Annotated in this window: 24 protein-coding genes and 1 tRNA gene; 17 read left to right on the top strand and 8 right to left on the bottom strand. The window is 70.6% G+C overall.

Annotated features, from left to right (window positions below; all coding sequences use genetic code 11):
- Positions 1 to 17 precede the first annotated feature (17 nt).
- Both ACWCV9_RS16325 and ACWCV9_RS16320 read left to right on the top strand, forming a co-directional pair.
- Positions 18 to 551, top strand: a complete 534-nt coding sequence (locus tag ACWCV9_RS16325) for a hypothetical protein (RefSeq protein WP_450787228.1) — start codon at positions 18 to 20, stop codon at positions 549 to 551.
- Between the two features lie 15 nt (positions 552 to 566).
- Positions 567 to 1439 (top strand): hypothetical protein, encoded by an 873-nt coding sequence (locus ACWCV9_RS16320; protein WP_450787226.1) that lies wholly within the window; start codon positions 567 to 569, stop codon positions 1437 to 1439.
- Between the two features lie 17 nt (positions 1440 to 1456).
- Here ACWCV9_RS16320 and ACWCV9_RS16315 read toward each other — a convergent pair whose 3' ends face one another.
- The 4 genes from ACWCV9_RS16315 to ACWCV9_RS16300 form a co-directional block, all read right to left on the bottom strand.
- Positions 1457 to 2812, bottom strand: coding sequence for a Cys-Gln thioester bond-forming surface protein (locus ACWCV9_RS16315; RefSeq protein ID WP_450787370.1), 1356 nt, complete (start codon positions 2810 to 2812; stop codon positions 1457 to 1459).
- Positions 2813 to 3156: 344 nt separating this feature from the next.
- The gene (locus ACWCV9_RS16310) at positions 3157 to 3627 is read right to left on the bottom strand and encodes a single-stranded DNA-binding protein (RefSeq protein WP_450787225.1); all 471 of its coding nucleotides are present in this window, start codon (positions 3625 to 3627) and stop codon (positions 3157 to 3159) included.
- 362 nt (positions 3628 to 3989) lie between these two features.
- Positions 3990 to 6422, bottom strand: coding sequence for a GTPase (locus ACWCV9_RS16305; protein ID WP_450787223.1), 2433 nt, complete (start codon positions 6420 to 6422; stop codon positions 3990 to 3992).
- 3 nt (positions 6423 to 6425) lie between these two features.
- Complete coding sequence (locus ACWCV9_RS16300; protein ID WP_450787221.1) at positions 6426 to 8033, bottom strand: dynamin family protein; 1608 nt, start codon at positions 8031 to 8033, stop codon at positions 6426 to 6428.
- A gap of 275 nt (positions 8034 to 8308) precedes the next feature.
- Here ACWCV9_RS16300 and ACWCV9_RS16295 point away from each other — a divergent pair.
- Positions 8309 to 8381 (top strand) — tRNA-Arg (locus ACWCV9_RS16295).
- 180 nt (positions 8382 to 8561) lie between these two features.
- Here the strand turns inward: ACWCV9_RS16295 and ACWCV9_RS16290 are convergent.
- Positions 8562 to 8933, bottom strand: coding sequence for a hypothetical protein (locus ACWCV9_RS16290; RefSeq protein ID WP_450787219.1), 372 nt, complete (start codon positions 8931 to 8933; stop codon positions 8562 to 8564).
- Positions 8934 to 9619: 686 nt separating this feature from the next.
- Between ACWCV9_RS16290 and ACWCV9_RS16285 the strand changes: the two genes are divergently transcribed.
- From ACWCV9_RS16285 to ACWCV9_RS16245, 9 genes are all read left to right on the top strand, one after another.
- Positions 9620 to 11479, top strand: a complete 1860-nt coding sequence (locus ACWCV9_RS16285) for a protein kinase domain-containing protein (RefSeq protein ID WP_450787217.1) — start codon at positions 9620 to 9622, stop codon at positions 11477 to 11479.
- Between the two features lie 1059 nt (positions 11480 to 12538).
- The gene (locus tag ACWCV9_RS16280) at positions 12539 to 13753 is read left to right on the top strand and encodes a cytochrome P450 (RefSeq protein ID WP_450787215.1); all 1215 of its coding nucleotides are present in this window, start codon (positions 12539 to 12541) and stop codon (positions 13751 to 13753) included.
- Between the two features lie 33 nt (positions 13754 to 13786).
- Positions 13787 to 15472, top strand: coding sequence for an AMP-binding protein (locus ACWCV9_RS16275; RefSeq protein WP_450787213.1), 1686 nt, complete (start codon positions 13787 to 13789; stop codon positions 15470 to 15472).
- 82 nt (positions 15473 to 15554) lie between these two features.
- Positions 15555 to 16412, top strand: coding sequence for a ferritin-like domain-containing protein (locus ACWCV9_RS16270; RefSeq protein ID WP_450787211.1), 858 nt, complete (start codon positions 15555 to 15557; stop codon positions 16410 to 16412).
- Positions 16412 to 16960, top strand: a complete 549-nt coding sequence (locus ACWCV9_RS16265) for a PaaI family thioesterase (RefSeq protein ID WP_450787209.1) — start codon at positions 16412 to 16414, stop codon at positions 16958 to 16960. Before ACWCV9_RS16270 ends, ACWCV9_RS16265 begins: the two co-directional genes overlap by 1 nt.
- 2 nt (positions 16961 to 16962) lie before the next feature.
- Positions 16963 to 17250 (top strand): acyl carrier protein, encoded by a 288-nt coding sequence (locus ACWCV9_RS16260; RefSeq protein ID WP_450787207.1) that lies wholly within the window; start codon positions 16963 to 16965, stop codon positions 17248 to 17250.
- Complete coding sequence (locus ACWCV9_RS16255; protein WP_450787205.1) at positions 17247 to 18167, top strand: SAM-dependent methyltransferase; 921 nt, start codon at positions 17247 to 17249, stop codon at positions 18165 to 18167. Before ACWCV9_RS16260 ends, ACWCV9_RS16255 begins: the two co-directional genes overlap by 4 nt.
- Entirely contained in the window at positions 18164 to 19015 is an 852-nt protein-coding gene (locus tag ACWCV9_RS16250) for an acyl-ACP desaturase (RefSeq protein WP_385847493.1), read from the top strand. The genes ACWCV9_RS16255 and ACWCV9_RS16250 overlap by 4 nt, the downstream gene beginning before the upstream one ends.
- Positions 19012 to 19746: a 4'-phosphopantetheinyl transferase family protein gene (locus ACWCV9_RS16245; RefSeq protein WP_450787203.1), complete on the top strand. Its 735-nt coding sequence runs from the start codon at positions 19012 to 19014 to the stop codon at positions 19744 to 19746. Before ACWCV9_RS16250 ends, ACWCV9_RS16245 begins: the two co-directional genes overlap by 4 nt.
- 223 nt (positions 19747 to 19969) lie before the next feature.
- Here ACWCV9_RS16245 and ACWCV9_RS16240 read toward each other — a convergent pair whose 3' ends face one another.
- Both ACWCV9_RS16240 and ACWCV9_RS16235 read right to left on the bottom strand, forming a co-directional pair.
- Positions 19970 to 20356: a MaoC family dehydratase gene (locus ACWCV9_RS16240; RefSeq protein ID WP_385847495.1), complete on the bottom strand. Its 387-nt coding sequence runs from the start codon at positions 20354 to 20356 to the stop codon at positions 19970 to 19972.
- Positions 20353 to 20895: a PaaI family thioesterase gene (locus ACWCV9_RS16235; RefSeq protein WP_450787201.1), complete on the bottom strand. Its 543-nt coding sequence runs from the start codon at positions 20893 to 20895 to the stop codon at positions 20353 to 20355. Before ACWCV9_RS16235 ends, ACWCV9_RS16240 begins: the two co-directional genes overlap by 4 nt.
- A gap of 202 nt (positions 20896 to 21097) precedes the next feature.
- Between ACWCV9_RS16235 and ACWCV9_RS16230 the strand changes: the two genes are divergently transcribed.
- Positions 21098 to 22108 (top strand): beta-ketoacyl-ACP synthase 3, encoded by a 1011-nt coding sequence (locus tag ACWCV9_RS16230; RefSeq protein ID WP_450787199.1) that lies wholly within the window; start codon positions 21098 to 21100, stop codon positions 22106 to 22108.
- Between the two features lie 191 nt (positions 22109 to 22299).
- On the opposite strand, the gene ACWCV9_RS16225 is transcribed toward ACWCV9_RS16230, so the two are convergent.
- A complete protein-coding gene (locus ACWCV9_RS16225) occupies positions 22300 to 22788 on the bottom strand; it encodes a helix-turn-helix domain-containing protein (protein WP_450787197.1) in 489 nt (162 codons plus the stop codon).
- Between the two features lie 350 nt (positions 22789 to 23138).
- On the opposite strand from ACWCV9_RS16225, the gene ACWCV9_RS16220 reads away from it, so the two are divergent.
- From ACWCV9_RS16220 to ACWCV9_RS16205, 4 genes are all read left to right on the top strand, one after another.
- Positions 23139 to 23570, top strand: a complete 432-nt coding sequence (locus ACWCV9_RS16220; protein ID WP_450787196.1) for a LuxR C-terminal-related transcriptional regulator — start codon at positions 23139 to 23141, stop codon at positions 23568 to 23570.
- Between the two features lie 91 nt (positions 23571 to 23661).
- Positions 23662 to 24204: a ParH-like protein gene (locus ACWCV9_RS16215; protein ID WP_450787194.1), complete on the top strand. Its 543-nt coding sequence runs from the start codon at positions 23662 to 23664 to the stop codon at positions 24202 to 24204.
- On the top strand, positions 24201 to 25517 hold the full coding sequence (locus ACWCV9_RS16210; protein WP_450787192.1) for an MAB_1171c family putative transporter: 1317 nt from the start codon (positions 24201 to 24203) through the stop codon (positions 25515 to 25517). The genes ACWCV9_RS16215 and ACWCV9_RS16210 overlap by 4 nt, the downstream gene beginning before the upstream one ends.
- 107 nt (positions 25518 to 25624) lie before the next feature.
- Entirely contained in the window at positions 25625 to 26899 is a 1275-nt protein-coding gene (locus ACWCV9_RS16205) for an MFS transporter (RefSeq protein WP_450787190.1), read from the top strand.
- Positions 26900 to 26997: the final 98 nt, after the last annotated feature.

The raw sequence follows: 26997 nt of genomic DNA, 5'->3' as shown, positions 1-26997 counted from the left end.
CGGGCTATCGTGCCGCTGTGACCAGCGCAGCGGAGCGCCCCGTCCTCTTCCTCGACGTCGACGGTCCGCTCATCCCGTTCGGGGGGTCGTACGGCTCCCCGGCGTCTGCCGGTCAGGGCAACCCGCTGCTCGACCGGCTCGATCCCGGGATCGGACCGCGCCTCCTCGCCCTGGGCTGCCCTCTCGTGTGGGCCACCACGTGGATGGAGGACGCTAACGAAGCCGTCGCTCCGCGCCTCGGGTTGCCGGAGCTTCCCGTGGTGCGGTGGCCGGAGGACTGCGCCGGCGGCGGCCCCCGCGGCGTGCACTGGAAGACCCGCCCTCTCCTCGAGTGGGCCGGCCGCCGGCCGTTCATCTGGGTCGACGACGAGATCGGCGCCCTGGACCGCCTCTGGGTCACCGCCCAGCACCCTGCGCCGTCCCTGCTTCATCGCGTCGACCCGACCGCGGGCCTCGGGGACGCCGACTTCTCGGCGCTGGCCGACTGGCTCGCCGCCGAGGGGTTCGGTCATGGGCCGCAGTGGGCGGCGGGCCGGATGTCAGTGGGCTGATGTTCACTGAGCGGCATGGAGGACTGGGGAGCGGTCCGCGCCGTCTCGGAGATCATCCGTTCGTCCGCTGCGGGCGGGCTGCCGGCGGTTTTCGAGGCGCCGGAGGGTATGGGGTTCCAGGAGCTGGTCGCCGAGGTGGCGCGGTGGGCGGGGCAGCCCCGCAATCTCGCCATGGGCGGCTACGTCGACCCGACGCTGACGGAGCGCACCGGGCTGCCGCTCGTCGAGCCGTTCGGGGATGAGCTGCTCGACCTGCGGGGCTGGGGGCGCCAGGCGCACTGGATCGGCTGCGGCCGGGTCGGCGGCGCGGGTGGGGAGCGGGTGGTCGTGGTGGTCGCGCGGCGAGCCGATCCCGCGTTCACCGGGTTGCCCGAGGGGGGCTCCTGGGGCGAGAGGCTGTGCGCCCTCACCGGCTGGGAGCCGGTGCCGCGTCCGGCGGTCGACTGGGCCGCCGTGGAGGCCGAGCTGGGCACCGCGCTGCCGGCCGACTACAAGGAGATCGTCGGCCTCTTCGGCCCGGGCGGCTTCGACGACTATGTCGATCTCCTGATCCCCGGGGTCCTGGGTATGGACCTCGTGGTCTGGGCCAGGACCGCCGTCCGGTACAGCGGCCTCTTCGAACCGTACGACTGCTACCCGGCGCCGCAGGGGCTGCTGCGGTGGGGCTCGTCGGAGCAGGAGCTGGACTTCGTCTGGCAGACCGGGGTGGGCGACGGGCCCGACGACTGGCCCGTCCTGGTGGGCGAGTTCGGCACATGGGAGCGGTACGACTGCGGGATGGGCGAGTTCCTCGTCCGGATGCTCGCGGACGTGCAGTACGGGTTTCCCACCTGCCGCCTGTCCGGTCACTACTTCCGGAGCCTCGACTCGGAGCCCTTCGAGGGCTGACGCGGGCGGCCCGTGTGTCAGGCGTCGTGCTGCTCCCGCTTGCGGAGGACCACCAGGACCGCGCCGCCGATCACCACGAAGCCGATGGCCACGCCCGCGATCACCGGGGTGACGGCGGAGCCGCCGGTCGAGGCGAGGTTGGTGTCGGGGGCCATGGTGCCGCCCACGGAGGCGGGGCTGGGGTTGTTCTGGATCTCGGTGGTCTGCGTGGTGATCGCGCCCTGGGTCTTGCAGTCGAGGACGCCGGTGAAGCGGCGGCTGAAGCCGTCCGGGCCGGTGACCGTGAAGTCGTAGGCCTGGTCCTCCTGGAGCGGCACCGTCACCGTGCGGGTCGCGCCCGCGGGGATCGTGTGCTCGACCCCCATGAGCTGGAAGGTGAAGGGCTGGTCGCCCTTGTCGCTGACGAGGATGTCCAGGGCGCCCTTGGCGCAGTTCTTGTGGGCGGAGACGGCCGGTATGGCGCCCTTGGCGGCCCAGGCGGCGGTCACGGTCGCGGAGACCGTGGACTCGCTGGAGCCGGCCAGGATCTGGGTCTGGCTGCGGCTGTCGGAGGTGAAGGCGCGGCCCACCGGCACGGTGGTGGAGGCCTGCACGGTCAGCTGCGCCGTGCCGCCCGCCGCGTCCTGGGGGATGTCGAAGTAGAGGCGGCTGCCGTCCTGTGCGGAGGTGAGCACCTTGCCGGTCTTGTCGATGATCCGCACCCCGCTGGTGGCGGCGTCGGCCGGCGGGACCACCGTGACCCCGCTCGCGTTGGTGTGCACGGTCACCGGTCCGAGCACATCGCCCGGCCGGCCGGAGACCGCGGGCGGGTCCAGGCTGAGCGAGGGCTGCGGCTCACCGGTGTTCCGGGCGCCCTTCTCCAGGTAGTCGGCGAGCTTCTCGGCCTGCGGATCGACGGCGTCCACCTTCGCGCCGTCCGTGTAGCGCCAGATGGCCACCTGGGTGCCGGCCGCCGCGTCCTGCTCGGTGAGGGTGCCCGCACCGGCCTTCCGGGCCAGCGCGGCGAGGTCGTTGACCTGCGGGTAGGAGTTCTGGAGGATCCAGCGGACCCGGCCCGCGTTCCGGTTCGTCCCCAGCGAGGTGCCGCTCCAGGAGGTCTCCTGGTAGTGGGCACCGCGCTGGGTGGGGTTGTGCAGGTCGACGCAGTACGTCTGAAGGGTGCCGCCGCCGTCCACGGACATCTCGAACAGCCCCGCGGCCACCCGCTGGTCGCCGCCGTCCGCGTGGATCACGGCCTCGCCGAAGGTCTTCAGGCCGTCGATCGTGGCCGTCGCTCCGCCCTCGGTCTGCGGTGTGGTGTCGGCCGCGGCCGTACCGGCACCGGACAGCAGTCCGGCCGCCACCAGACCGGTCACCGCGGTGGTCCCGGCCAGGCGGGACAGCACGCCGGACCGGCAGAACCCAGACAGCGCAGCAAGCACAGAATTCCCCTTCGAGCAGGACCAGTTGGCTGTGGGGGACGGTCCCACCTGCAGAATCGGCAACCCCTAGGGGCATGCCCGGCATCCTATGGACCGGGCGGGACCTCTCCCGCCGGTCCGATCATCCGATGGCGGATCCGATCCGTAATCGTTATCGCCGGGACGGCCGGTGATCTGGGCTTATCGACAAATCCACCGGTTCGTACCAGCAGTTGGCGGTGGAACCGTCCGCGAGCCGGGAGCGGTGGCGGGTCAGCGGCCGGCCCCTGCCGGGAGCCCGCGCCCGCCGACTGACGTCACGTCACCGGCTCTGGTTCCGCGGCTGGTTGCTCCTTCTCCGCCTCCTCCGGGCGCGGTGTCTCCCAGTTCGGTTCCGGGCGGGGCGGCCCCGTCGGGGGTGCCTCCGGCTTGGCCGCGCGGCGGAAGAGGGCGGTGCCACGCGACAGGTCGTGGCCGATCGCGACGGCGTCGATGTCGGCGGACGCCCATTGCTGCTGCCCCTCGCGCACCTCCGTACGCACCTTCAGCCGGCCCTGGACGACGACGGGCTGGCCCACCTCCACCGACGCGGCCACATTGGCCGCGAGCTGGCGGTTGGCCCACACCGTGAAGAAGTTGGTGTGGCCGTCCGTCCAGGCGCTCCTCTCCCGGTCCCAGTAGCGCTGGGTCACCGCCAGCCGGAACCGGGCCGACGGTCCCGCCGCCAGCTCGCGATAGGCGGGCTGCGTCGCCACATTGCCCACCACGCAGACGATCGTCTCGTTCATGATTCGCTCCCCTCCCCCGTCCGGCATCCTCCGGCCGGGCGGACACGCGTACGGGCCCGTCCCGTACGGCTGCGTCTGCCGTGCCGGCGCCTACGGTCGCCGCGGCTCTGCGCCCTGCGCTTCCGCACGTGATCCGTACACGCCCGCACGTCCCGCCGACCGCACCGCGCCCGCCGTATCCCGTATCTGCCGGCCGGGTCCGCCGTGCGATCGCCGTGACCTCAGACTGCCTCCGCCGGGCCGGGCCCGCTGAGCGCTGTGGACACCCCCGCGCCTGTGGACAACTCCGCCACCCGGACGGGTGAAAGCCCTCCTCCGCGTTGGTGATTCACCCTCCGTCACGGCCGGCCGCGGCCCTCACCTCACCTCATTCCAGCCCCGGCTCCGGCGCCGGTCCCGGCCGCTCCGCTCCGCACGACCCGGCTGTACTGCTCCCGCACCTCCCGGTAACGCAGCAGCTCGGCCGCCAGCGGATCCAGCACCCTGGCCCGGCCGCAGCTCGCCGCGGCCTCCCGCAGCCGCCGTTCCGCATCCTGGCCGTAGCGCCGTGCCGGGCCTCTGGCCGCGATCCGGCAGCCCCACTCGACCAGCGGGCCGCCGGCGATCCCGCACACCATCAGCAGCACCGGAACCCCCAGGTTCGGCGCCATGACACCCACGATCTGGCCGGCCAGCCACAGCCCGCCCACGATCTGCAACAGCGTCATCGCCGCCTGGACCAGGACCGCGACCGGCCACCAGCCCGGCCGCGGAGGCCGCCCCGGCGGCAGTCCGGCGCGTGCGGCGAGCTGGTCCAGCGCCTCCGGCAGGCCGTGCGCGCCGCGCACCGCCGCCTCGCGCACCGCCTGCGCCCAGGGCGCGGGCAGTCCGGCGGAGGCCCGGTCGGCCACCGTACGGACCGCCTGTTCCACGCGCTGCCGGGCGGTGGCCTCCTCGTCCGGCTGCTGGCGTACGAGGTGCCGGCCGGTCGCCGAGCCGCCCCGCCTCTGATACCAGCGCCACAGCCGCAGCCACGGCGTGCCGCACGCCCGGTTGGCGTTGCGCAGCCAGGCGCGCTCGGCCGCCTCGCCCGCCGCCGTCGCGCCGACCGCGTCCGCGAGCCGCGCGGCGAACTCCTCCCGGGCCTCCTCGCTGAGCCCGACCCGGCGCCCGGTGGTGTAGACGGGGCGCAGCTCGGCCGCCGCGGCGTCCACGTCGGCCCCGACACGGCGGGCGGCGGCGCCGCGCTCGGCCACGAACTGGCCGAGTGCCTCGCGGAGTTCGCCGACGCCTTCGCCGGTGAGCGCGGACAGCGCGAGCACGGTGGCGCCCGGTTCGTCGTACTCGCCGAGCGCGATGCCGTCCTCGTCCAGCAGTCGCCGCAGATCGTCCAGCACCTGGTCGGCGGCGTCGCCGGGCAGCCGGTCGACCTGGTTGAGGACGATGAACATGATCTCCGCATGGCCCGCCATGGGCCGCAGGTAGCGCTCGTGGAGGACGGCGTCGGCGTACTTCTCCGGGTCCACCACCCAGATCACCGCGTCGACCAGCTTCAGCACCCGGTCGACCTGCTCGCGATGCTCCACGGCGGCGGAGTCGTGGTCGGGCAGGTCGACCAGGACGAGACCGCGCAGCTGCGCCTCGGACTCCGGGTTGTGCAGGGGGCGGCGGCGCAGCCGGCCCGGGATGCCCAGCCGGTCGATGAGGCCCGCCGCGCCGTCGCTCCAGCTGCACGCGATGGGCGCGGCCGTGGTGGGACGCCGGACGCCGGTCTCCGAGATGGCCACTCCGGCGAGGGAGTTGAACAGCTGCGACTTGCCGCTGCCGGTGGCGCCCGCGATGGCGACGACGGTGTGCCGGCCGGACAGCTTGCGCCGCGCGGCCGCCTCGTCCAGCACGCGGCCCGCCTCGGCGAGGGTACGGCTGTCCAGGCGGGCCCGGGAGAGTCCGACCAGCTCGCGCAGGGCGTCCAAACGGGAGCGGAGGGGTCCGTCGTAGGCGAGCGGGACCGGGTTCTGGGCGCCCGGGCCGCGGCTCGTGACCTCCAGGGCGGCCCGTTCGGCGGCGAGGGCGGCAGCGGTGGCCTCGGTGACCCGCCGGGCGATCAGACCGTCGTCCCAGGCCTCGGCGGAGTCGCGGTCGCTGGAGTCGCGGTCGGCGGAGTCGCGGTCGGTGGAATGGCGGGCGAGAGAGTGGCGGGCTAGAGAGTGGCGGGCGAGGGAGTGGCGGTCGGGGCCGGTGTCGGTGTCGGCCGGCGCGTCAGCTGAATCCGCCGAACTCGCTGGTTTCGCTGAATCCGCTGCGTCCGAGGTGGGGCGGGGGGCCGGCGCTGAGGGGTGCGGGGGCTGAGGGATGGCCTGATGAGTGGCGGGGGGCTGGGGAGCCGGGTCGGTCTGGTCCCCGGTGAGGTCGTCGCTGTGCTGGTCGGTGTGCTTGTGGGTGTGCTTGTCGTGCGGTCTGTCGGGGGACTTTTCCAGCACGGGCTTCTTCTCGGCCCCGGGCTTCTCATCGGCCGCGGACAGGTCGGACACCACAGGCCGGTCAGCGGGTACGAGCCCGTCGGGCTGGGGGGTTCCCTCCCGGCCCCCTGCCTCCTCCGCGCGCGCGTGCTCCGCGCCGCCCTCCCCGCCGGTGGCCGGCGCCTCACCGGACTTCGGGAGGGCGTCGGGCTCCCCGGCCGGATGACCGATGGTGTCACTGCCGTACGCACTGCCCTGATGGCCATGCTTGCCCTGGTTGCAAGGGTTGCTGCGGTGCTCGGTGGGCCCCATGTGATCGGTGTGCTCCGTGTGGTCGTGGTCAGTGAGGGCGGTCACCGGTCACCTCTCCTTTTGCAGTACCGACAGCGCGGCGATCAGTTCGGCCTGGGGCTCGGGATGGACGTCCAGGGCGTCGAGCGGGGCGAGCCGCCGTTCGCGTTCGGCGTGCAGGACGCGGTCGACGTGCTCGTTGAGCAGCCGTCCGGCCCGGTCCCGCAGCCGTAGCGCGCCGTGCGCACCGAGCCGCTCGGCGAGCCCCTCGCCCGCGCTGCGCGCCCGCCGGCCGCCCAGCAGCGCGGTGGCGACCAGCGCGGCGACGGCCTCGGCGTCGGGCGCGACGGTCCGTTCCAGTTCGCGCACCTCGTCCTCGGCGTACTCCTCCAGCTCGCGCCGCCAGCGCCGTACCGCAAGCCCGATGCGGTGCTCGGCGTTCTCCGGGGAGGCGTCGCGCTCGGCGAGGGAGGGGGCGGCCGCGGCGGGCTCGCGGCGCCAGGCCTCGTCCACGCGTTCATCGGCGGCCGTGACGGCGCACAGCAGCAGCGCGGCGAGGCTCTCCACGAGGGCGTCGAGCAGCTCGCCGGCGGCGCAGTCCAGCGGGAAGGCGCGCCAGCGCTTGAGGGCGTCCCCGGCGAGTACGGCGCCGGACTGGAGCCGGCCGCGTACCCGCGCGTGCTCGCTGTCGTAGGCGGCCTCCACGGCCGAGGTGAGCCGGAGGGCGGCCGCGTACTGGGCGGCAGCGGCGCTGGCCAGCTCGGGCAGGCGCGTATTGAGGGAGTCGAGGATGCCGTGGGCGGTACGGGCCATGACCTGGTGCCGGGCGGCGGGGTCCTGGGCATGGTGGACGAGCCAGGTCCGCAGGGGCGCGACGGCACTGGCGGGCAGCAGCCCGGCGCCCCACGCGGACTCGGGCAGCTCGGGCACGGTGAAGCGGGGTACGTCGCCGAGTCCGGCCTTGGTGAGCAGGGCGCCGTACTGCCGGGAGACCTCGGAGACGACCTGGTGGGGCACCCGGTCCAGGACGGTGACGAGGGCGGCGTCGTACTCCTTGGCGGTGCGCAGCAGATGCCAGGGCACCGCGTCGGCGTAGCGGGCGGCCGTGGTGACCATGATCCAGATGTCGGCGGCGCAGATCAGCTCGGCGGCGAGGACGCGGTTGTCGGCGAGGAGGGAGTCGATGTCAGGGGCGTCGAGGAGGGCCAGGCCACGCGGGAGGGTGTCGGCGGTCTCGACGCGCAGCACGCGCGTGGGTTCGTCGCCGGAGAGCAGGAAGTCGTCGCCGGCGTCCTCCTGGGGCACCCACACGCGCGCGAGATCGGGCAGCACGCGCATGCCGCTGAACCAGTGATGATCCTCCGGATGGCAGACGAGGACGGGCGTCCGCGTGGTGGGCCGCAGCACGCCCGCCTCGCTCACCCGGCGTCCGACGAGGGAGTTGACGAGGGTGGACTTGCCCGCGCCCGTGGAGCCGCCGACGACGGCCAGCAGCGGCGCCTCGGGCTCCCGTAGGCGGGGTACGAGGTAATCGTCGAGCTGCGCGAGGAGTTCGTCGCGGTTGGCACGCGCGCGTGGGGCCCCGGCCAGGGGCAGCGGAAAGCGTGCGGCGGCGACACGGTCGCGCAGAGCGGAGAGTGTGTCGAGCAGCTGAGGCCGAACGTCCAAGGTCACCACATGCGAAGAATGCCCAATTTTAGGGGAATTCTGAAGCATATGGCGTTGTCTGCGCGCCGACGGCGCAGAAGGGGCAGAAGGGACTAGTGGGACACGGGCGCGGCCCAGGCATAACGAGTGCACAACACCCGGTGGCGCCGGACGCCAAAAGCACTGCACGATTCGTACCTGCCTGCGATTATCAGGACCGCTTCACCGAACCTCCACATCGAGCCACGGAGGCGAAGCGACAGGGTCGAGGAACAGGGAGCTTTATCCTTGGTCCCGTCCACCAGGCCCCCGTAGCTCAGCGGATAGAGCAGGCGCCTTCTAAGCGCTTGGCCGCAGGTTCGAGTCCTGCCGGGGGCGCCGCGACAGCCCTCCCATCCGGGAGGGCTTTTTGCTGGTCAGGGAGGGTACGGGCCGACACGACGAGGCCCCGGGCGCCCACCCTGCGCTCAAGGGCGGACTCCGGGGCCGTCCGGCTGTCACCGGGTTTTTGCGGGTGGCCGTGTCGAATACGTGTCGAAGTTTTCCGACCGTGCAAGATCAGCCAGCACCCGGCAGCTCCGTCTCCGGGAGATCACCCGCGGCCTCCAGTCGCCGCTTCAGGTCCGGCAGCTGCCCGTCGACGCACCGGGCGTAGGTCGCCAGCAGCACGGCGACGCTGTTCCCGGCCCACTCGGCCACCTGGGCGGGCGGGACACCGTCGTTGAGCCACTTCGTCAGACGCGTGTTCCGGTTGTCGTACACGCGCCGCCCGGTGGGCGACTCGAAGACGTGCGGGGGCAGTACGGCCTTGCGCGCGCTGCGCCAGGCCCGAACTCGCCCCGGAAGAGCAGGTCCCCCCGGAGGGATCAGCAGCTCGCACCACTGGGGGTCGGCGTCGGGCTCGGGAAGGGCCACGCCCTCCACCCGCATGGCGACGGCTTCCTCGGACCGGGGGTCGCATAGTACAGCGTGGCGAAGAAGGCGTGGAGCCGTTTGCCACCGCGCGGCCGGCGCCGCATCCAGTCGAGGACGGCGACGTTGAGGATCCGGCGGTTGCGCTTCCGAGACCAAGCCTCCGCCTGCTTGCCGTCGAGGCGAGTGTCGATGGCGTGCAGGACCTGGTCCACTTTCTCCGGGTCCTCCCAGGCCGAGACGGCACCTTTGAGGGCCGCCCCGGCGCCGGCAACCCGACGAGACCTCCGAGACCGGCATCGCGAGGCCACTGCCGTCTCCTGGCTCACTTCTCAGGATCAGCGAGCGCATGATCGAGGCCTCGCGATGAGACTCCTGGACGCTTTGAACGGCCTGGCCCGCATATCCACAGCCACGACGAGCACCTCATCCCAGCGGAATAAAGGCCTTCTCTCCTCCCAGCAAGGCAACTCGCTCCGCTCACCGCGTGCCAGGCAGCCGACCGGGCCGCCCGCACAGCAATCAGTCGCCTACCCGGAGAGGGGGGCACGTCGTGGGGATCCAACCGATGTAGGCAGTCGTAGCGCGCCACCGCGCCATCTTTGACAAGATTAAGCGGCGGCAAGGCCCCTCAACATGCGCTCTGCCATCGGTAGGGGCATAATAATAGTAGATCTGTTTTTGCACGACCAGACGGAACTGGTATGGCGACGACAGGCGACGCAGCAGGCCGCATAATCGCCAGGCGCTACCGTTTGCTGAGCAACCTAGGCGCCGGTGGTATGGGTCGTGTCTGGCTCGCCCATGACCAGGAGCTGGACTGCGAGGTCGCCCTCAAGGAACTAGCCGTCCCACCAGACCTCTCTGAACACGAGCTGAATGCACGCATCGCCAGAGCCCGCAGCGAGGCACGGCACGCAGCACGACTCCGGGGTAATCCCCACGTGATTACCGTGTATGACTGCGTCGTCAACGAGGATTTGCCGTGGATTGTCATGGAGTACGTGCCTGGTGCGCGAGATCTTGAGGCAGTGGTCCGTGATGACGGTCCGGTGTCGCGAGCTGTTACGGCTCGTATTGGCCTGGCGCTACTTGATGCTTTGACTACGGGCCATCAGTTGCACATTTTGCACCGGGATGTCAAGCCATCGAACGTCTTGGTGACCAGTCTCGACCCCCACGAACTCAGCAATGCAGGGAATGGACGGACACTCCTGACCGATTATGGCATTTCACTTCGGGAGGACGCCGGTGAGCCTCGCTTGACCACCGTCTCGGGAATAATCGGAACCCCCGATTACCTGGCTCCGGAACGCGCCCGCGGTGGCGACCCGACGCCCGCATCGGACATATTCTCACTCGGAGCGACTCTCTACTTTGCGGTCGAGGGGCGGGGCCCCTTTGACCGTGGTACCCCCGTCGGGACGCTCACCGCACTGCTCACCGAAGACCCCACGCCACCACGCCGAGCGGGCAACCTGGCGCCCATTCTTCTCGAGCTGCTAGCGAAAGACCCGGCCCAGAGACTTAGCCCCGAGGCAGCAACACACCTGCTCACCCAACTCACAACCGAGGGTCCGCGGACACTACAGGCAACCGTCACACAGACCAGTCACCCTGCGGCAAAGCGCTCAAACTCAAAGCATCATCCAGTCAACCCCCATATGCCAACATCAGCTGAAGACAGACCCGGTCAGGCGAAGAAGCGAATTTCCCGCCGCGCAATTATCCTCACAGCGGCAACACTTGCCGTCGGCCTGGTTTCATGGTTGACAGTAACGCTTAGCTCCACAACACAGCCACCGAATTCCAGGCCGCCACTAAGCCCCTCGGCGACTGGCCCCGTTGAACCATACGGAGACGCGGTCGGGCTGCCAGCGGAGTTGCGCCCCGGCGACTGTGTTACAGCTCACTGGAGAAGTGGAAAATTCACAGAACTACCACAACTGACTCTAGTGGACTGCACGAACGATATCCCTGACGGGCAAGTGCTAGCATCCGATGTTGCCACATCAGTCTCGGATGCCCAAGCTAATGGCTATATCCGATGCATGTCAGACGTGAAGGACACGGTCAACGCAATGGCCGATGCTCAGCCCTACTCCCTGCCGCCAACGGAGCAGGGATGGCGAAACGGGGTGCACAAAACCGCCTGCATCGTCTTCGACAAAACGGTACCCGTAACCGGGGATGTGGGTAAATTCCGTAAGCTAGGAGAACAGATCTACCTACAGAACTCGCAGATCGGCGACTGCTACGTCGATCAAACAGATAAATCAGGCAATATCACCGCCTCTTATTTGGCTAAATGCAGCTCGCCTCACGATGAGCAAACGGTAGGCTTCGTAAAGGTTCCCGCAACAACCCCGTACAAGACGGCCGAGGATAGCAGTACAGCACTCTGTCAGCGACGCTACCGCACCTACAGGACGGGGAATCACGATCTACTCGCCGGAATAAATGACCAGAGTGACTGGAATTCGGGCTTTCGATATATCCAATGCGATGTTTATCGAACCGACAATCAGAAACTTACCTCCAGTCTCATATCAGCTGCACCATAGGCAAGTTGGGGCCGGCTGGGTAGCGCGGAAGCTCGTGGGAGCCGTCCGGCGGTGACTGGGCGTTCTTCGCCCGGGCTCTGCAAGCGGCGACCGTGTACGAGTAGACCGCGCCGCATCCGCACGGCACCGGCACCGGCACCGGCACCGGCACCGGGCGCATGCCGGCTGTCGCACATGCCCCAGCCCCACACGGGCCGTTCACCGTTTGCGTGTAGCTTGGTGTTGTCCAACAAGTTGAGCAACAAGTAGGCCGACTTGTTGCTCAACTTCGGCCTGGGGCACACAATCCCGCGAGGTCGGCTCCCGAGCACGGTCCGATCTGGAGGCAACCCGGACCGGACCATGCCCGTGGAGCGGCGGTGGGTCCCGGCCGTCTAACCCACGGCCGGGCTCACCGCATCACTTGCTCCACGAGAGCGGCGACCGCCACGAGAAGGCTGAGCGCCGACAGGGTCACCTGACAGCGGTCCTGCCCCGGCCAGCGCTTTCCGGCCTTCCTGAACGATCGAACCCTCATGGCTGCTCCCCTCTTCCAGGGCACTCCTTCTCGGAGTGCTCCAACCACCCCGGCCGTCAGCCGGGACATCAGGGGGAACAGGAGCAGCGGGCACAGCCTAGCGCTCGAAGTAGCCGCAGATGGCGGGGACTTGGACGCAGCGGACAGCGTGCTGAATTATCGGCAGTACTTACGCGCGTACTTACTCAGAAAGCTCTCCGGGTTCAGGGGTCACTTTTGACCTCCGGTCACCGAAGAGGCCGCCAGACGGCCGCACAGCGATTGAGCATGAACAGACAATGAGATGAGGGCCGGTGGGTGGCGGCGCCTACCGAGGGGGAGAATGTGGCGCACGTCACATCAGCCCTCGGCATCGTTCGTCGCGACCGCCCTGCGGGACCCCGGGTCGCCCACCACAGCTCCCACAGCTCCCTCCCCCACGCACAGGCCACGACCCTCGCGCCTACGCATTAGACCGCACCTCGCGCCGGTTATCAGCGGGTCGGCGGTGGGACCTTGGTCCTATTGATGGGGTGCGAGCAGCCCTGCCACGCTGTCCCGTCATGGACGCAGCGAAAGCGGAGATTCTCTATAACCCGCGTGATCCCAGGATGCGCAGCGACCCCTATCCCTTCTATGCGCGACTGCGTGAGGCGGAACCGGTCCATCAGACGCCCTTCGGGTTCTGGGTCGTTTCCGGATATGACGAGGCCGCGCAGCTCCTCCGCGATCCGCGACTCACCAGTGAATTCCACCGGGACAAGAAGTGGGCGGAGCACCGGGGCGGCTGGGAGAGTCCCGTGGTGACGGACACCCGGATGTGGATGCTCATGCTGGACGGCGGATCCCACCGGCGCATTCGGGGTCTGGTCAATCCGGTGTTCAATGCGCGTTCCATACTGGACATGCGTCCCCGTATTTCACAGATCCTGGAGAAGGTCCTGGCCGATATGGGCGCCGGGGAGGGTATCGATCTCATCGACGCCCTCGCGCTGCCCCTGCCGGTGACCGTGATCTGCGGGCTCGTCGGGCTGCCGGTGGAGGACCGGGACCAGTGCCGGCGGTGGACCGAGGCCATCGGGCATGTCGTCGACCCCGCCCTGGACGACGCGACGCAGCAGGCCATGAACACCTCGGTGGTCGAGTTCCGCGCCTATATCGCCGAGCACCTCGCCAAGCGGCGCAGCGAACCGCAGGACGACATCCTGTCCCGGCTGATGCTGGCGGAGGTGGACGGCGAGCGGCTCTCCGACGACGAGATCATCGCCAACGTCCTGCTGCTGTTCAACGCCGGTCACGAGACGACGGTCAATCTCATCGGCAACGGCACGCTGGCCCTGCTGCGGCACCCGGAGCAGATGCAGAAGCTGCGGGAGAATCCCGATCTGATCGAGGAAGGCGTCGACGAATTCGTCCGGTACGACGCCCCGGTGCAGCTCGTCGCCCGGATCACCACCGCGGATGTCGAGGTCGGCGGCAAGACCATTCCGGCCGGGTCGAAATTGATGATCCTGCTCGGTGCCGCCAATCGCGATCCGCGCCGGTACGAGCGCCCTGACGCCCTCGACATGACCCGTACCGACATCAAGCCGCTGGCTTTCGGCGGCGGTCCGCACTACTGCATCGGCGCGCTGCTCGGGAAGCTGGAGGGACGGCTCGTCTTCAACGAGCTGCTGCGGCGCTACAGCCGGATCTCCCTCAGCACCGAGGACGTCGTCTGGCGCCCGCACGTCAATTTCCGCGGACTGACCGAGTTGCGTGTCGATCTGGTGCCCTGATTTCACACGGCTCAGGGAAGAAAGGAACCCCCCTTGCGCAGCCCCCTGTTGTCCGGCGACACCCTCACCGAATGCTTTCTGAACCACACCAAGGCCTCGCCCGACGCCGTGGCCGTCTTCCCCGGCAGCGAGGAGCGCATCTCGGCCGCCGAGCTCGCCGAGTCCTCGCTGCGGTGCGCGCTCGGCCTGATGGAGCACGGGGTCGGCCCCGGCACCATCGTCGGCCTCCTCGTCCCCACGGACGCCCGCTTCCTCAGCCTCTTCTTCGGGGCGCAGCGGGCCGGGGCCGCGTGCAGCGTCCTGCCGCTGCCCGCCGGCTTCGGCGACGAGCAGGGCACCGCCCGCCGGCTGGCCCGCATCCTGGGCGTCGCCGGCATCCGCCACCTCGTCCTCGGCACCGCCTTCCAGAGCCTCGGCGCCCTCCTCGCGGAGCAGATACCGGGCCTGGTCCTGATCGACCCCGAGGTGTCCGTCCCCGGTGACGCGCACCGGCTGCCCGCCGCCGACCCGGCCGCCCTGTCGGTCGTACAGTTCACCTCGGGCAGCACCAGCGCCCCCAAGGGCGTGATGCTCACCCAGAGCGCCATGGCGGCCGGTGTGCTGGCCTGCGCGGTCTCCGGGGAGTTCAGCCCGGACGACGTCTTCATGCAGTGGGTGCCCACCTTCCACGACATGGGTCTGGTCGGTCTCTTCTCGCATCTGCTCAACGGCGCCGACGTGCACGTCTTCACCCCGACCGCGTTCCTGCGCCGCCCCGCGCAGCTGCTGAGCTACTTCGCCGAGCACCGCGGCACGGTGATGACCGGCCCCAACTTCTCGTACGAGCAGTTCGTGGACTCCACGCCACCGGAACTGGTGAAGGAGCTGGACCTGTCCGCCTGGCGGCTCGCCTTCAACGGGGCGGAGCCGGTGAGCGCCGCCACCGTCGAGCGCTTCACCACCCATCTCGCGCCGGCGGGCCTGCGGGACACCGTCATGTACCCGGTGTACGGCATGGCCGAGGCGACCCTCGGCATCACCTTCCCCCGGCCCGGCACCGCTCCCCGCATCCTCTCCCTGGACCGGGCCGAACTGGCCGCCACCGGACGGGTTGTCCCCGTGTCCCGGGGTTCGGAGGGCGCGAAGGACGCGGTGGCGCTCGGCAGCCCGGTGCACCAGCTCGAGGTGCGGCTGGTCGCCGAGGACGGCCGGGTGTGCGGGCCCGGCGAGCTGGGCGAGGTGCAGATCGCGGGACCGGCCGTGACCTCCGGCTACTACAACGCGCCCGAGGCCACCGCGGCCGCCTTCGACGGGCGCTGGTTCCGCACCGGGGACGTCGGCTTCCAGCACGACGGCGACCTGTTCGTCACCGGACGCACCAAGGACATGGTCATCGTCCGGGGCCAGAACTACTTCCCCGACGACATCGAGGCCGTCGCCCGCGAGGTGCCCGGCGTCTACCGCAAGCGCTGCGTGGCCTTCTCCGATGTGGCGGAGGACGGCCGCGAGGTGGTCCGCGTGGTCGTCGAGGCCGACCCCAAGCAGGACGGCCCCGGCCTGGAGGCCGAGATCGCCGCCCGGGTCGTACGGGAGATGGACTTCACCGACGTCCGGGTGCATCTGGTCAAACCGCGCTGGATCACCCGTACCACCAGCGGCAAGTGGCAGCGCTCCCGCACCCGGGAACGGCTGGCCGAGCTGGCCGCCGAGACCGCCGGCACCGCCGTCGAGAACGCCTAGCGACTGTCGTCCGGGCCGCCGCCGGCCCCGGACCGAGGACCGATCGAACCGGCACGACCCGGAACCGAACCGGAGGACACCCGTGACCACCCCGTACAAGATCGAGGCCGCCCGCGACCCCGACGCGGAGCCGCTGCACAGCTACGACGTCTTCCCCGTGTACCAGTCCGCCTCCTGGGAGATGAGCGACATCCCCTGGGACGAGTTCCGGCCCGACCTGGTGAAGCCCGAGTACGTCGCCTTCGCCATGGGTGCCGTCATGGGCGAGTCCAACTCGATCGCCGCGCAGCACGGCTTCTTCAACGAGTTCGTGGACGACTACGACTTCTCGGCGTTCGTCTGCCTGTGGGGCTACCAGGAGCTCCAGCACCACCTGGCGTTCAAGAAGTGGCTGCGGCTGGCCGGCACCGATGTCGGCTACGAGCAGATCAACGCCATGCGTGCGCCGTACCCACCGGGCATCACCCCGTCGGCGACGCTCGCCACCAACATCATCTCCGAGATCGCCACCAACCACATGTACAAGTGTGTGAGCCGGTTCGCCGAGGAGCCGGTCATCGCCAAGATCATGAAGCGGGCGAGCGGTGACGAGGCGCGGCACGCGCGGGAGTTCATCCACTACACCGCCCGTCGGCTGGCCCAGCGCCCGGAGGAGCTGCCGTCGGTCCTGGAGACCTTCTACGTCTACATGGCCGACCCCGAGGGGCGTTACAACCACCCGGTCAGCAAGTTCAAGGGCAACCTCCCCGAACTCGACGGGCATGTCACCATCGACGAGGTCTTCCGCTACTTCGGCGAGGTCGACGACGGCACCGAGTGGGACCGGATCCACCGGCAGCTGTTCAACACGCTGACCGAGCTGACCGGCCGCCCGGTGGAGAAGCTCCGCGACATCCGGCGGCTGCTCGCCGAGCTGGCCACCGCCGGGAACGAGGCGTGATGGCCGAGCAGGGCACCCCCACGGCCACGGCCACCGCCCTCCCCGAGGGCACCCCGGTCGAGCTGCCCTGGCTGGACGAACCCCGCTTCGCCTGCTTCGGCTGCTCGCCGCGGAACCGGATCGGCCTGGCGCTGAAGATGTTCCGCCTGGACGACGGCCGACTCGCCACCGACATCACCTTCTCCGACGAGTACGCCTCCTACCCCTCGGTGGTGCACGGCGGCATCGTCAGCGTGCTGGTGGACGAGCTGATGGGCGACCTGATCGCCCTCGACCTGGGCATGCTGGCCTTCTCGGTCACCCTGCGCACCAAGTTCCTGCGCCCGCTCCAGGTCGGTGTCCCGTACCGGGCCGTCGCCCGCATCACCCGGGAGGCCAACGGCGTGGTGCACGCGGAGGCGGATGTCCTCGACGCGGACGGCACCCCGCACGTCATGGCCAGTTCGGCCTACCAGCCCATCAGCTCGGAGCAGGCCGAGGGCCACATGGGCCTGGCCGGCGCCGACCGCGACCGGCTCGCACACTACTTCGACCACGCGATTGGATGACCATGTCCCAGCAGACCGACCCGCGGTCCGTGTCCCTCCAGGAGTCCGCCGTACTGGACGAGGTGCGCTCCCAGACCGCCAAGGAACTCGGCATCGACATCGGCGAGATCGCCGCGGACACCGTTCTGAAGGAGCTGCCCGGCGCCGACTCGGTGCGCCTGCTCCGGGTGGTCGCGCAGATCGAGCGGGTCTACGACGTCGAGTTCGAGGACGAGGACATCTTCGACGTCCGCACCCCGCGCCAGCTCACCGACCTGGTGCTCGCCCAGGCCGGCACGGAGGGCCGATGACCACCCACGCGGACGCCGGCCCCACCCTCCACGCGGGCCGCGACGGCGACCTCGCGCTGCCCCCGGAGGAGGCGAAGCGGGCCACCAACGAGCACTACGAGCTGCCCCCCGAGGTCTTCCGGGCCTTCCTGGACGAGCGCGTCAAGTACAGCTCGGGCCTGTACCGCACGCCGGACGCGACCCTGGAGGAGGCGCAGACCGCCAAGCTGCACTTCGTGGCCGAGCGCCTCCAGCTGCGCGGCGGCGAGTGCCTCCTCGACATCGGCTGCGGCTGGGGCAGCCTGACCCTGTTCATGGCGCAGGAGTACGGCTGCGAGGTCACCGGTGTGACCCCCAGCGGACCGCAGGCCGAGTACATCCGGGAGCAGGCCGCCAAGCTCAAGCTGGCCGGCCGGGTCGACATCCGGGTCGGCTCCTACACCGACCTGGAGATCGACGGCCGCTACGACGCGGCGACCATGCTCGGGTCGATCATCCACATGCCGGACCGGGTGGCCGTCCTGCGCAAGGTGTACGGCTCGCTGCGCCGCCAGGGCCGGCTCTACCTCTCCGAGAGCTGCTTCCGCAGCGCGGAGGTGTACCGGGAGTTCGCCGACCGGCCGGGCACCAAGCACGTCACCGAGACCATCTTCGGTTTCGCCGACATGGTGCCCTTCTCCCACCTGGTGGGGGCGGCGGAGTCGGCGGGCTTCAGCCTGGAGGCGCTGGACGACCTCACCGCCCACTACCACCGCACCATCGAGGACTGGCACCGTCGCGCGGAGGCCAACAGCGACCGGATCGAGGCGGTCGCCCCCGGTATGACCGAGCCGCTGCTGCGCTATCTGCGCACGGCCAACGCCGGCTGGGGCTACACCTCCAAGCACTACGCCCTCACCGCCTCGAAGTCCCGGCTCGGCCCCAGGACGGCGACATGACCGAGACGGCCGTACTGGACGATCTGCTGCCCGCGCTGGAGATGCACGAGCTCGTCGACCAGGCGGTGACCCGGGCCGGCGAGCGGACCTGGACCCTCGCCGAGCTGGACTGGGACGGGCTGCGGCCGGAGCGGCTCACCGAGGCCGACCGGTCCGCGGTGCGGTTCATCACCTTCGTCGAGGACCACATCCCGGGCTATCTGTCCCACTTCCTGGAGGCGTTCCCGGTCGGCGGCGCCGAGCAGGAGCTGGAGCGGTTCGGGTTCAACCGGGAGTACTTCCGCTTCCTGGTCGCCTGGGCCAACGACGAGGAGCGGCACGCCTCTGCGCTCAGCCGCTACCAGGTCGAGACCGGCATGGCGACCCGGGAACAGGTGCTCGCGGACCTCGCGGAGGAGGGGCGCAAGAAGTTCACGCTGCCCTATGAGCATCCGGTGCAGTCCTTCACGTACACGCTGGTGCAGGAGAAGGCGACGCAGCTGTTCTACCAGCGGTTCCGGGAGACGGTCAGCGAGCCCTTCCTGAAGGACCTGCTCGGCCGGCTCGCCCGGGACGAGGCGCGGCACTTCGCCTTCTACAGCAACCTGGTCGGCGCGTACGTGGCCAGGGACGGCGCCGCGGCCGTCCCCGGGCTCAAGGACGTCATCGCCACCTTCCGGATGCCGCTCGCCGACACCATGAAGGGGTACTGGCGCTGGTCCCTGAAGGTCGCCGACGCCACCTCCTACGACCACACCGAGTCGTACGACGCGGTGGTGCGGCTGGTGCGCGGCTTCGTGGACACGCCCGGCGAGCCGAGCGTGGCGGATCTGGCCTCCTTCGTGCAGGCGATCCGGCGCGTGCGGTGAACCCGGACGGCGCCCGGACCCTGGTGGTCAGCTGCGACTGGGCCGGCCGGTCCGCGCCCGAGGAGCTGCTCGGGGAGCGGGAGCGGGCCCATGCCGCGGGGCTGCGCGGTGGCCGGCGCGCCGAGTGGGTCCGTACCCGGCTCACGGCGAAGGCGGCGGTGCGCTGGGCCACCGGGGTGCCCGGCGCCCAGATCCTGCCCGGCCCGGGCGGTGCTCCCCTGCTGTGGGGGGCGCCGCCCGGGCCGGTCGTCTCGCTGGCCCACTCCGGGCAGCTGGCCGCCTGCGCGGTCGGGTACGGGGATGGGGATCTTGGCCACCCGGTCGTCGGGGTGGACGTGGAGCCGGTGGACGCCCGCAACGGCATCCTGCTGAACCGGCTGCTCGGCCCGGACGAGACGCCGTGCGTGGTGCCGGGGAGGCCGCGCCGGCCGCTGCCGCCCGGGCTGCTCGCCACGGTCCTCGCGGCCTGCAAGGAGGCCGCGCTCAAGGCGTACCGCGGGCCTTCCCCGTCGCTGCGCGACTATCCGCTGAGCCGGGGCGCCGACGGCCGGCTCCGGGTGCGGGTGGCCGGCGCGCGGCACGGTGAACTCCGCGTGTGGTGGTCCTGCCGGGCGGGCCGGGTGACGGCGGTCTGCGCTCCCGGCCGGCTGGTGCCGGTCCGCCGCACCGTCCCCGCCGACCGTGTCCTCGCGGCCCTGCGGGACGCCCGCCCCCGGCCGCCGGAGCACTGAGGTGCCCCGCCGGCCGAACGGCGTACGACGCACTGGGCGCCCTGTTCCCGGGACGGCCCGAAGACGCGCCCTGCGGGGCCAGCGGGACCGTGGGGCGAAGAGGCGGGGGTGGCGCGAAATCGCCCCGCCGGAGCCTGAGTCCGGCGTGCCGGTGGGGCGTCGGGGGCTCGCGGGCGGCCCGGGGTGCCCGGCGCGAGGTGGCCGGGCGGAGCGGCCGGGGGCCTCAGTGGCGGATCACGCCCGTGCTGTCGCCGCGCAGCACCGTCTCCCCGTCCTGGTTGAGGATCTCGATGTCGAACTCCACCGCCGTCCCCGAACGGACCTCCTTCAGCGCGCGCACGGTCACCTCCGCGGTGATCGTGTCGCCCGACCAGACCGGCTTCAGGAACTCCCAGCCCATGCGGCGCGCGATGAAGTGCAGGCTGCCGCCGATCTTCGTGGCGAGCGAGGCGGTGAGCAGTCCATGGGCCATGGCCCGGCCCTCGTCGGGCAGATGGTGCCGGCCGCGGTCGCCCGCGAGGTCGGCGAAGGCGGTGATGTCCTCGACGGTGATGAGCCGCTGTTCGCGCAGCACCTGGCCGACCACGAGGTCGGGGGCCGCGCCGCTCATCGGTCTCCCTCCGGGCCGGCCGGGGCCGCGGGACGCTTGCTCCGCACCAGGCAGCTGCTCTTGCCCACGGCGCACAGCTTGCCGTCGGAATCCACCACGCGGCAGCTCGCCAGGCCGCGGTTGCGCCCCAGGTGCACGACCTCGGCGTCGACGGTGACCAGACCGGACGCCTCGTGCACCGGGCGCAGGAAGTCCACGTTCAGATCGAGGGTGACGATGTCCTTGTCCTCGGGGATCGCGGACAGGATCGCGCAGCCGAGGGCGGAGTCGATGAGGGTCGACAGGATGCCCCCGGAGAGCAGTCCCAGATGGTTGGTGAAGAAGTTCTTGACCGGCATGGTGAACTGCACGGTGCCGGGGTCGGCTTTGACGACGGCGATGCCGAGGACTTGTGCGACGGGCGGCGCGACGATCTCACCGGAGACCAGCCCACGCAGATATGACAGTCCCGTCGCGTCGGCCTGGGTGGCGAAAAGCGGCCCCTGGTCCCGCCATTCGAGCGTGGCGGTGTGTGTGGTGGGGGCATGTACCTCTGACACTTCGCTCCTCCATGTGAGCGCCGGACATGAGGCCGCCAGTCTGGCAGCACCTCCGATGAGCCGCAACACGCCTCTTCATGCTGTGAGTTGGAAACCGAAGAAGCAATGAGACAAACGTCCCGGTCTTTTCTTCCTTGACAGTCGCCAATGGGTCGACGTTTGATGAAAAAATGTCCGGGGGCACCGATCCACGATTGGATTGATGACGTCGATGATCACTGAAATCGAATCCTCACCCAGCCGATATGCCCGCCTTCTGGGGGTGGGCTCGTATCGCCCGGGCCGGGTGGTCGGAAATGAAGAGATATGCAGGTTCATCGATTCCGACAGTGCATGGATCGAGGCCCGGTCCGGGATTCTGACCCGGCATTTCGCCGAGCCCGGCGAAACGGTGCCCGTCATGGCGGCACGGGCCGCCGAGAAGGCGCTGAGCGCGGCCGGCCTCACCCCGGCGGACGTCTCCTGCGTCACCCTGTGCACGATGTCGTACCTGCATCAGGCACCGCCCGCGGCGGCGGCCTGCGCCGCGGAGCTGGGGGCGCGCGGGGCGGCCGCCTTCGACCTCGGCGCGGCCTGCGCCGGGTTCTCCCACGGCCTGGCCGTGGCGGGCAGCCTGGTGGCGAGCCGGCAGGCGGAGTACGTGCTGGTGGTGGGCACGGAGCGGATGAGCGACATCGTCGACCCGTACGACCGCTCGACGGCGTTCATCTTCGGTGACGGGGCGGGGGCCGCCGTGGTCGGCCCCGCGGACGAGCCGGGGATCGGGCGCGCGGTGTGGGGCACCGACACCGACCATCTGCGGGCCATCGAGCAGAGCCGGTCCTTCGCGGAGCTGCGCGAGGACCGCCTGGTGCGCTGGCCGTTCCTGGAGATGGCCGGCCAGGAGGTCTTCCGCTGGGCGATCGGCGCCGTCGGCGAGGTGTGCGAGCGGGCGCTGCGCGCGGCCGGGGTGACGGTGCACGACATCGAGGCCTTCATCCCGCACCAGGCCAATGTGCGGATCATCGACGCGGCGGTGAAGGCGATGGGGCTGCCGGCCTCGGTCGAGGTGGCGCGGACGGTACGGGACGACGGGAACGTCTCCGGCGCCTCGATCCCGCTCGCGCTGGACACCCTGATCGCCGCCGGCCGGATCAGGCCCGGGGCGCTGGTGCTCACGGCCGGCTTCGGGTCGGGTCTCAGCTACTCGGCGCAGGTGCTCGTGGCCCCCTGACGCGGGCTGCCCACGGATGTGCGCATGGGCCGGCTCCTCCCCGGCGCGGGGCGGGGAGCGGGCCCCTTCGCGTGTCCGGCGCCTGTCGTGCGGTTCGCGCAGGCCTGGCGGCGGACAGCGGCACAGCCCCGGCGACGGTGGTGGCCGCGGCTGCGTGCGGGCGCCTTCGGTACTCGGGCACCCTCCACTCCTCAGGCGTCTTCGGCGCTCGGGCGCCCCGGGCCGTCCTGCCCCGGCTCGAGCCCCTCCATCTCGCGCAGCTGGTCCAGAACCACCTTGGCGAATTCCAGGCCTTTCGGCGACAGGCCCACCGCGCGCATGGCCACACCGGTGACCCCGGCGCGGTCCAGCGACTGCACGTCCTGCTGGGTCAGGCCGGCGTCCCGCCAGGCCGCGAGTTCCTCCAGTCTCTTCTCCGTGCGCGCGGCCGACTCGTCGTCGAAAAAGTACGAGACGGGAACCCCGAAGAACGTGGCCAGGGCGTCGAGGTGATGGAGGCGCGGATTTCCTCGCTCACCCTTGCGCAGATAGGCGATGTACTGCTTGGAGATATCGCTGCCCTGTTCCCGGATGGCGCGGGCGACCTCCTCGTTGCTGAAGGGGCCGCGGCCACGCGGGTGGACGGTTTCGAAGAGGCGGTTCAGCCGCTGAGCCAGCGATCCGATCGCTTCTGTCCCCATTTGTCCCTGCTCCTCTGGTCTCTGCGCTGACAACTGGAGGCGTGCGTGGGGGGTCTTGGCGGCCACACCAGTTGACGAGGTGATGACGGCGACGTAGGCTCCACGAGAGTTCGATGAGCCTTTCATGGTACATCGCTCGAAGACTACCGCAAGTAATGAGCACTTCGAATCTGCTTGCGTGCACTGGTCGTTGAGTGCATCTGCGTCCTACGGCAGGGACGGCCGGAGACGAATCCCGAAGAACAGCGCGGCTTTCGAGTGGCGCCCGGCGCCGTGCGCGGTCATATTCCGCGTGCATTCGCTGGGTCGCTGTTTCTCATGCCCTTACACCGACAAGGGGGAAGCACGACGTGGAAGAAGCACTGACCACGGAACTCACCTGCCGGGAATCAGGTGTTCTGCGCTTACTGGCCGAAGGGCTGAGCAACCGGCTCATCGCCCGCAGACTCGGCATCTCCGAAAAGACCGTCAAGAACCACCTCAGCGGTATCTATCCGAAGATCGGGGCCGACGACCGGACCCAGGCCGCGCTCTACGCCCTGCGGCTGGGGCTGACCGGAGCCGACGCGGACGCGCCACCGGCCGACTGCGACCTGACCGCCCGCGAGCGGGGCGTACTGCGGCTGCTGGCCCGGGGGTTGAGCAACCGGCTCATCGCCCGCAGACTCGGCATCTCCGAAAAGACCGTCAAGAACCACCTCAGCGGTATCTATCCGAAGATCGGGGCGGGCGACCGGACCCAGGCCGCGCTCTACGCCCAACGGGTCGGTCTCGCCGCCTGACCGAAAACCGGCGGCCGGGCCGGATCTTTCTCTGTGGGCATCCCCTGTCACATGATGGAACCCTGAGCAGTGTCGTGTGGATGGGGGATCGATGATGAATCGCCGAGGTCTGCGCCGGAAATGCACCCGCCTGATCGAGGGTCTGAATCTGAGCGTCCCCTTTTCCCTGGAGGACCTCTGCCGTCAGACGTCCGAGCGGCGGCGACGCAGGATCCGCCTGGCGCCACTGGCCTTCCCGGCCAGTGGCCCGGCCGGACTCCTCGTCTCGACGGCCTCCGTCGACTACGTGTTCTACGAGGCGCACACCACGCCCACCCATCAGAACCATGTCGCCGTCCACGAGCTGGGCCACCTGCTGCTGGGCCACTCCGGCACCGACCCGGCCGGGGACGGCGCCGAGGTCCCCGGCGGCACCCTCCTCCCCGACGACATCGACCCCGCGCTCATCCGGCACATGCTGGGCCGCACCCACTACAGCCGCCCGGACGAGTACGCCGCCGAGTACTTCGCCACCCAGGTGCTGCGGCTGGTCAGCGGTGCCCCGCTGGACACCGCCGCCGTACCGCCCGACATGCGTGACCTCGTGGGCCGGCTGGAACGCTCGCTCCGCCACACCACCGGTCCGCTGAGGTGACCAGCACGCTGGAACACGTCTTCAGCTGGACCCACACCCTCAGCGGCGTCATCAGCCTGAGCGCCTTCGGCTACAAGTGGCGTGACCTCAGGCGCGATCCGGGCAACCTGGCGCTGCGCGCGCTGTGCGGCACCCGCCTCTTCAACGGCATCGCCTATCTCTTCCTCGCCCCGGTGTCGTACCGCATGCTCGGACGGCTGACGGGGGTGCCCAACCTCGGCACGCTCCTCGGTCACAGCTCCATCGTGCTGGCCGCCCTGTCCGCGCACGTGATGGTGACCGGCTGGTTCCACTCGCCCGAGGAGGCCAGACGCCGGCTGCCCCGGGTGGCCGCGCTCTACCTGTCGGCCATCGCCGCGATGACCGCCCTCTTCCTCGCCACCCCACTGCCCGGCGCCCACCCCGTCGACTTCGAGGTGCACTTCGCCACCCGCCCGGCGGCCGGCGCCTATGTGCTGCTGTTCCTGCTCACGTACGGGCTCAACCTCGCGAACACGGCACGGCACGTCTGGCCCTCCTCCCGCGCCGTGGCCCGGCCCCGGATCGCGCAGTCGCTGCGGCTGTCCGCGGTCGGGGCCTTCTTCGTCCTCGGCTTCATCCTAGGAAAGCTGGTCGGGCTCGTGGGCCGCTGGTGCGGGCAGACCACCTGGGACCAGGCGGCCGTCCTGTGGAGCCCGGTCATGGCGAGCACCGGCTCCCTGGTGATCGTCCTCGGCTACACCCTGCCCGGCTGGGGGACGGGCCTCGCCACCCGGCTGGAGCACCACAGGTCCTACCGCACCCTGCACCCCCTCTGGTCGGCCCTGTGCGAGGCCGCCCCGGGCATCGCCCTGCTGGAGCCCCGCTCCCCGCGCTTCGCCCTGTGCGCGAAGGACCTGCACACCCGGCTCTACCGGATGGTCATCGAGATCAGGGACGGCCAGCGGATGCTGCGCCCCTATGTGTGCGACGTCTGCGAGGACCGGCTGCGGGCCGGGCTGCGCGCCTGGCGCCCGGGGCAGGGGGACGACGCGGACGTCCTCCTGGAGGCCGCGGTCCTCGCGCTGACCGTACGCCGGAAGCGGACCGGCCACCAGCCCTCCGGCACCTGGTCCGGTCCCGGCTCGCGCCAGTCCGGCAGCGAGTTCGCCGACGAGCTGGCCTGGCTGCGGCAGGTGGCCGAGGCCTACGCGCGCGTGTCGGCCGACCGGGGCCCGCTCTCCGCCCTCCCGCCCTGCGACTGCACGGTGGCATCCGGCCCGGACGGCACCGACGGGCCCCCGGCCGAGGAGCGGCCGCACCCGCGCACCACCGACCCCAGCCGGAAGGCATGAGCCGCGCGGAGGACGTCGACCCCGGCCGCTACCGTGCCGTCACATCAGTCAGAGGGGCCCCGGTGCGCGGAACCCACGGCCGGGGCAGCAGTGCCCGAGGGGAGCCGATGGACACCACAGAGCAGACCGGCGGTACGGCGCGAAGCGGCACCCGGGACTTACCGTCCCGGCTGGTGGCCCGCGGACTGCTGCCCGAGCCGGGCCCCAAACGCGCCCTGGCAGCCGCCACCTTCGTCAACATGATCGGCAACGGCCTCTTCATGACCGGCGCCGCGCTCTTCTTCACCCGCTCGGTCGGCATACCGGTCGCCCAGGTCGGCGCGGGCCTGGGCATCGCGGCCCTGGTCGGCCTGGTGGCCGGCGTCCCCGTGGGCCATCTGGCGGACCGGCGCGGTCCGCGCGAGGTCTACCAGGGCGCGCTGACCGTCCAGGCCGTCGCGATGGCGGCCCTGGTCCTGGTCCACTCCTTCGTCTGGTTCGTCGTCTGCATGTGCCTGGTCGAACTGGCCAACTCGGCCGGTACGGCCGCCCGGGGACCGCTGACCCGCGCGGTGGGCGCCCCCCACCCCACCCGGTACCGGTCCTATCTGCGGGCCCTGAACAACATCGCCGCCGGGTGCGGCGCCCTCGCCGCCGGTGTCGTCGTCCAGCTGGACACCCGCGGCGCGTATCTCTCGCTGGTCCTCGGCAACGCCGCCACCTTCCTGGTCTGCGCGGCCATCGCCACCCGCATCCCGTCCCTGCCGCCGGTCGGCGCCCCGGCCGAGGGCGACCGCTGGACCGCCCTGAAGGACCGGCCGTACCTGGTGCTCACCGCCCTGGACGGGATCATGTCCATCCAGAACCAGGTGCTGGTCTTCGCCCTGCCCCTGTGGATCATCGGGCACACCCAGGCGCCGCGGTGGTTCGTCGGGGCGAGCGTGGCCGTCAACACGGTGCTGGTGGTGTGCCTCCAGGTGCGGGCGAGCCGGGGCATCGACAGCAACGCGGCGGCCGGCCGCACGGTGCGCCGCGCGGGGCTGGCGTTCCTGGTGGGCATGGCCCTGATGGCGGTGGCCGGCGGGGCGCCCGGCTGGCTGGCCGCGGCCGTCGTCGCGGTGGGCGTGGTGGTGCACACCTTCGGCGAACTGTGGCACACGGCGGCCTCGTTCGAGCTGTCCTTCGGTCTCGCCCCGGCGCACGCCCAGGGCCAGTACTCCGGCCTGTACGGCATCGGACAGGGCCTGTCGAACGCGGTGGGGCCGCCGCTGCTGAGCATGGTCTGCATCGCCGGGGGGCGTCCCGGCTGGCTCGCCATGGGCGGTGTCTTCCTGGTCGTCGGGCTGCTCATGCCGTACGTGGTGAGCTGGTCGGACCGCACCCGGCCGCGGACCGCCCCCTGATCGCGCTCAGCATGGGCGCGTGTGCGGACGCAACCCTTCCGCAGCAACGTGCAGTTGGGACTTAGGTCCTATTCTGGGGGCGCTGCTCAGCTGACAGG

It is taken from the genome of Streptomyces sp. NPDC001606, from assembly GCF_053596835.1.
This window is presented reverse-complemented; position numbering and strand designations above follow the sequence as displayed.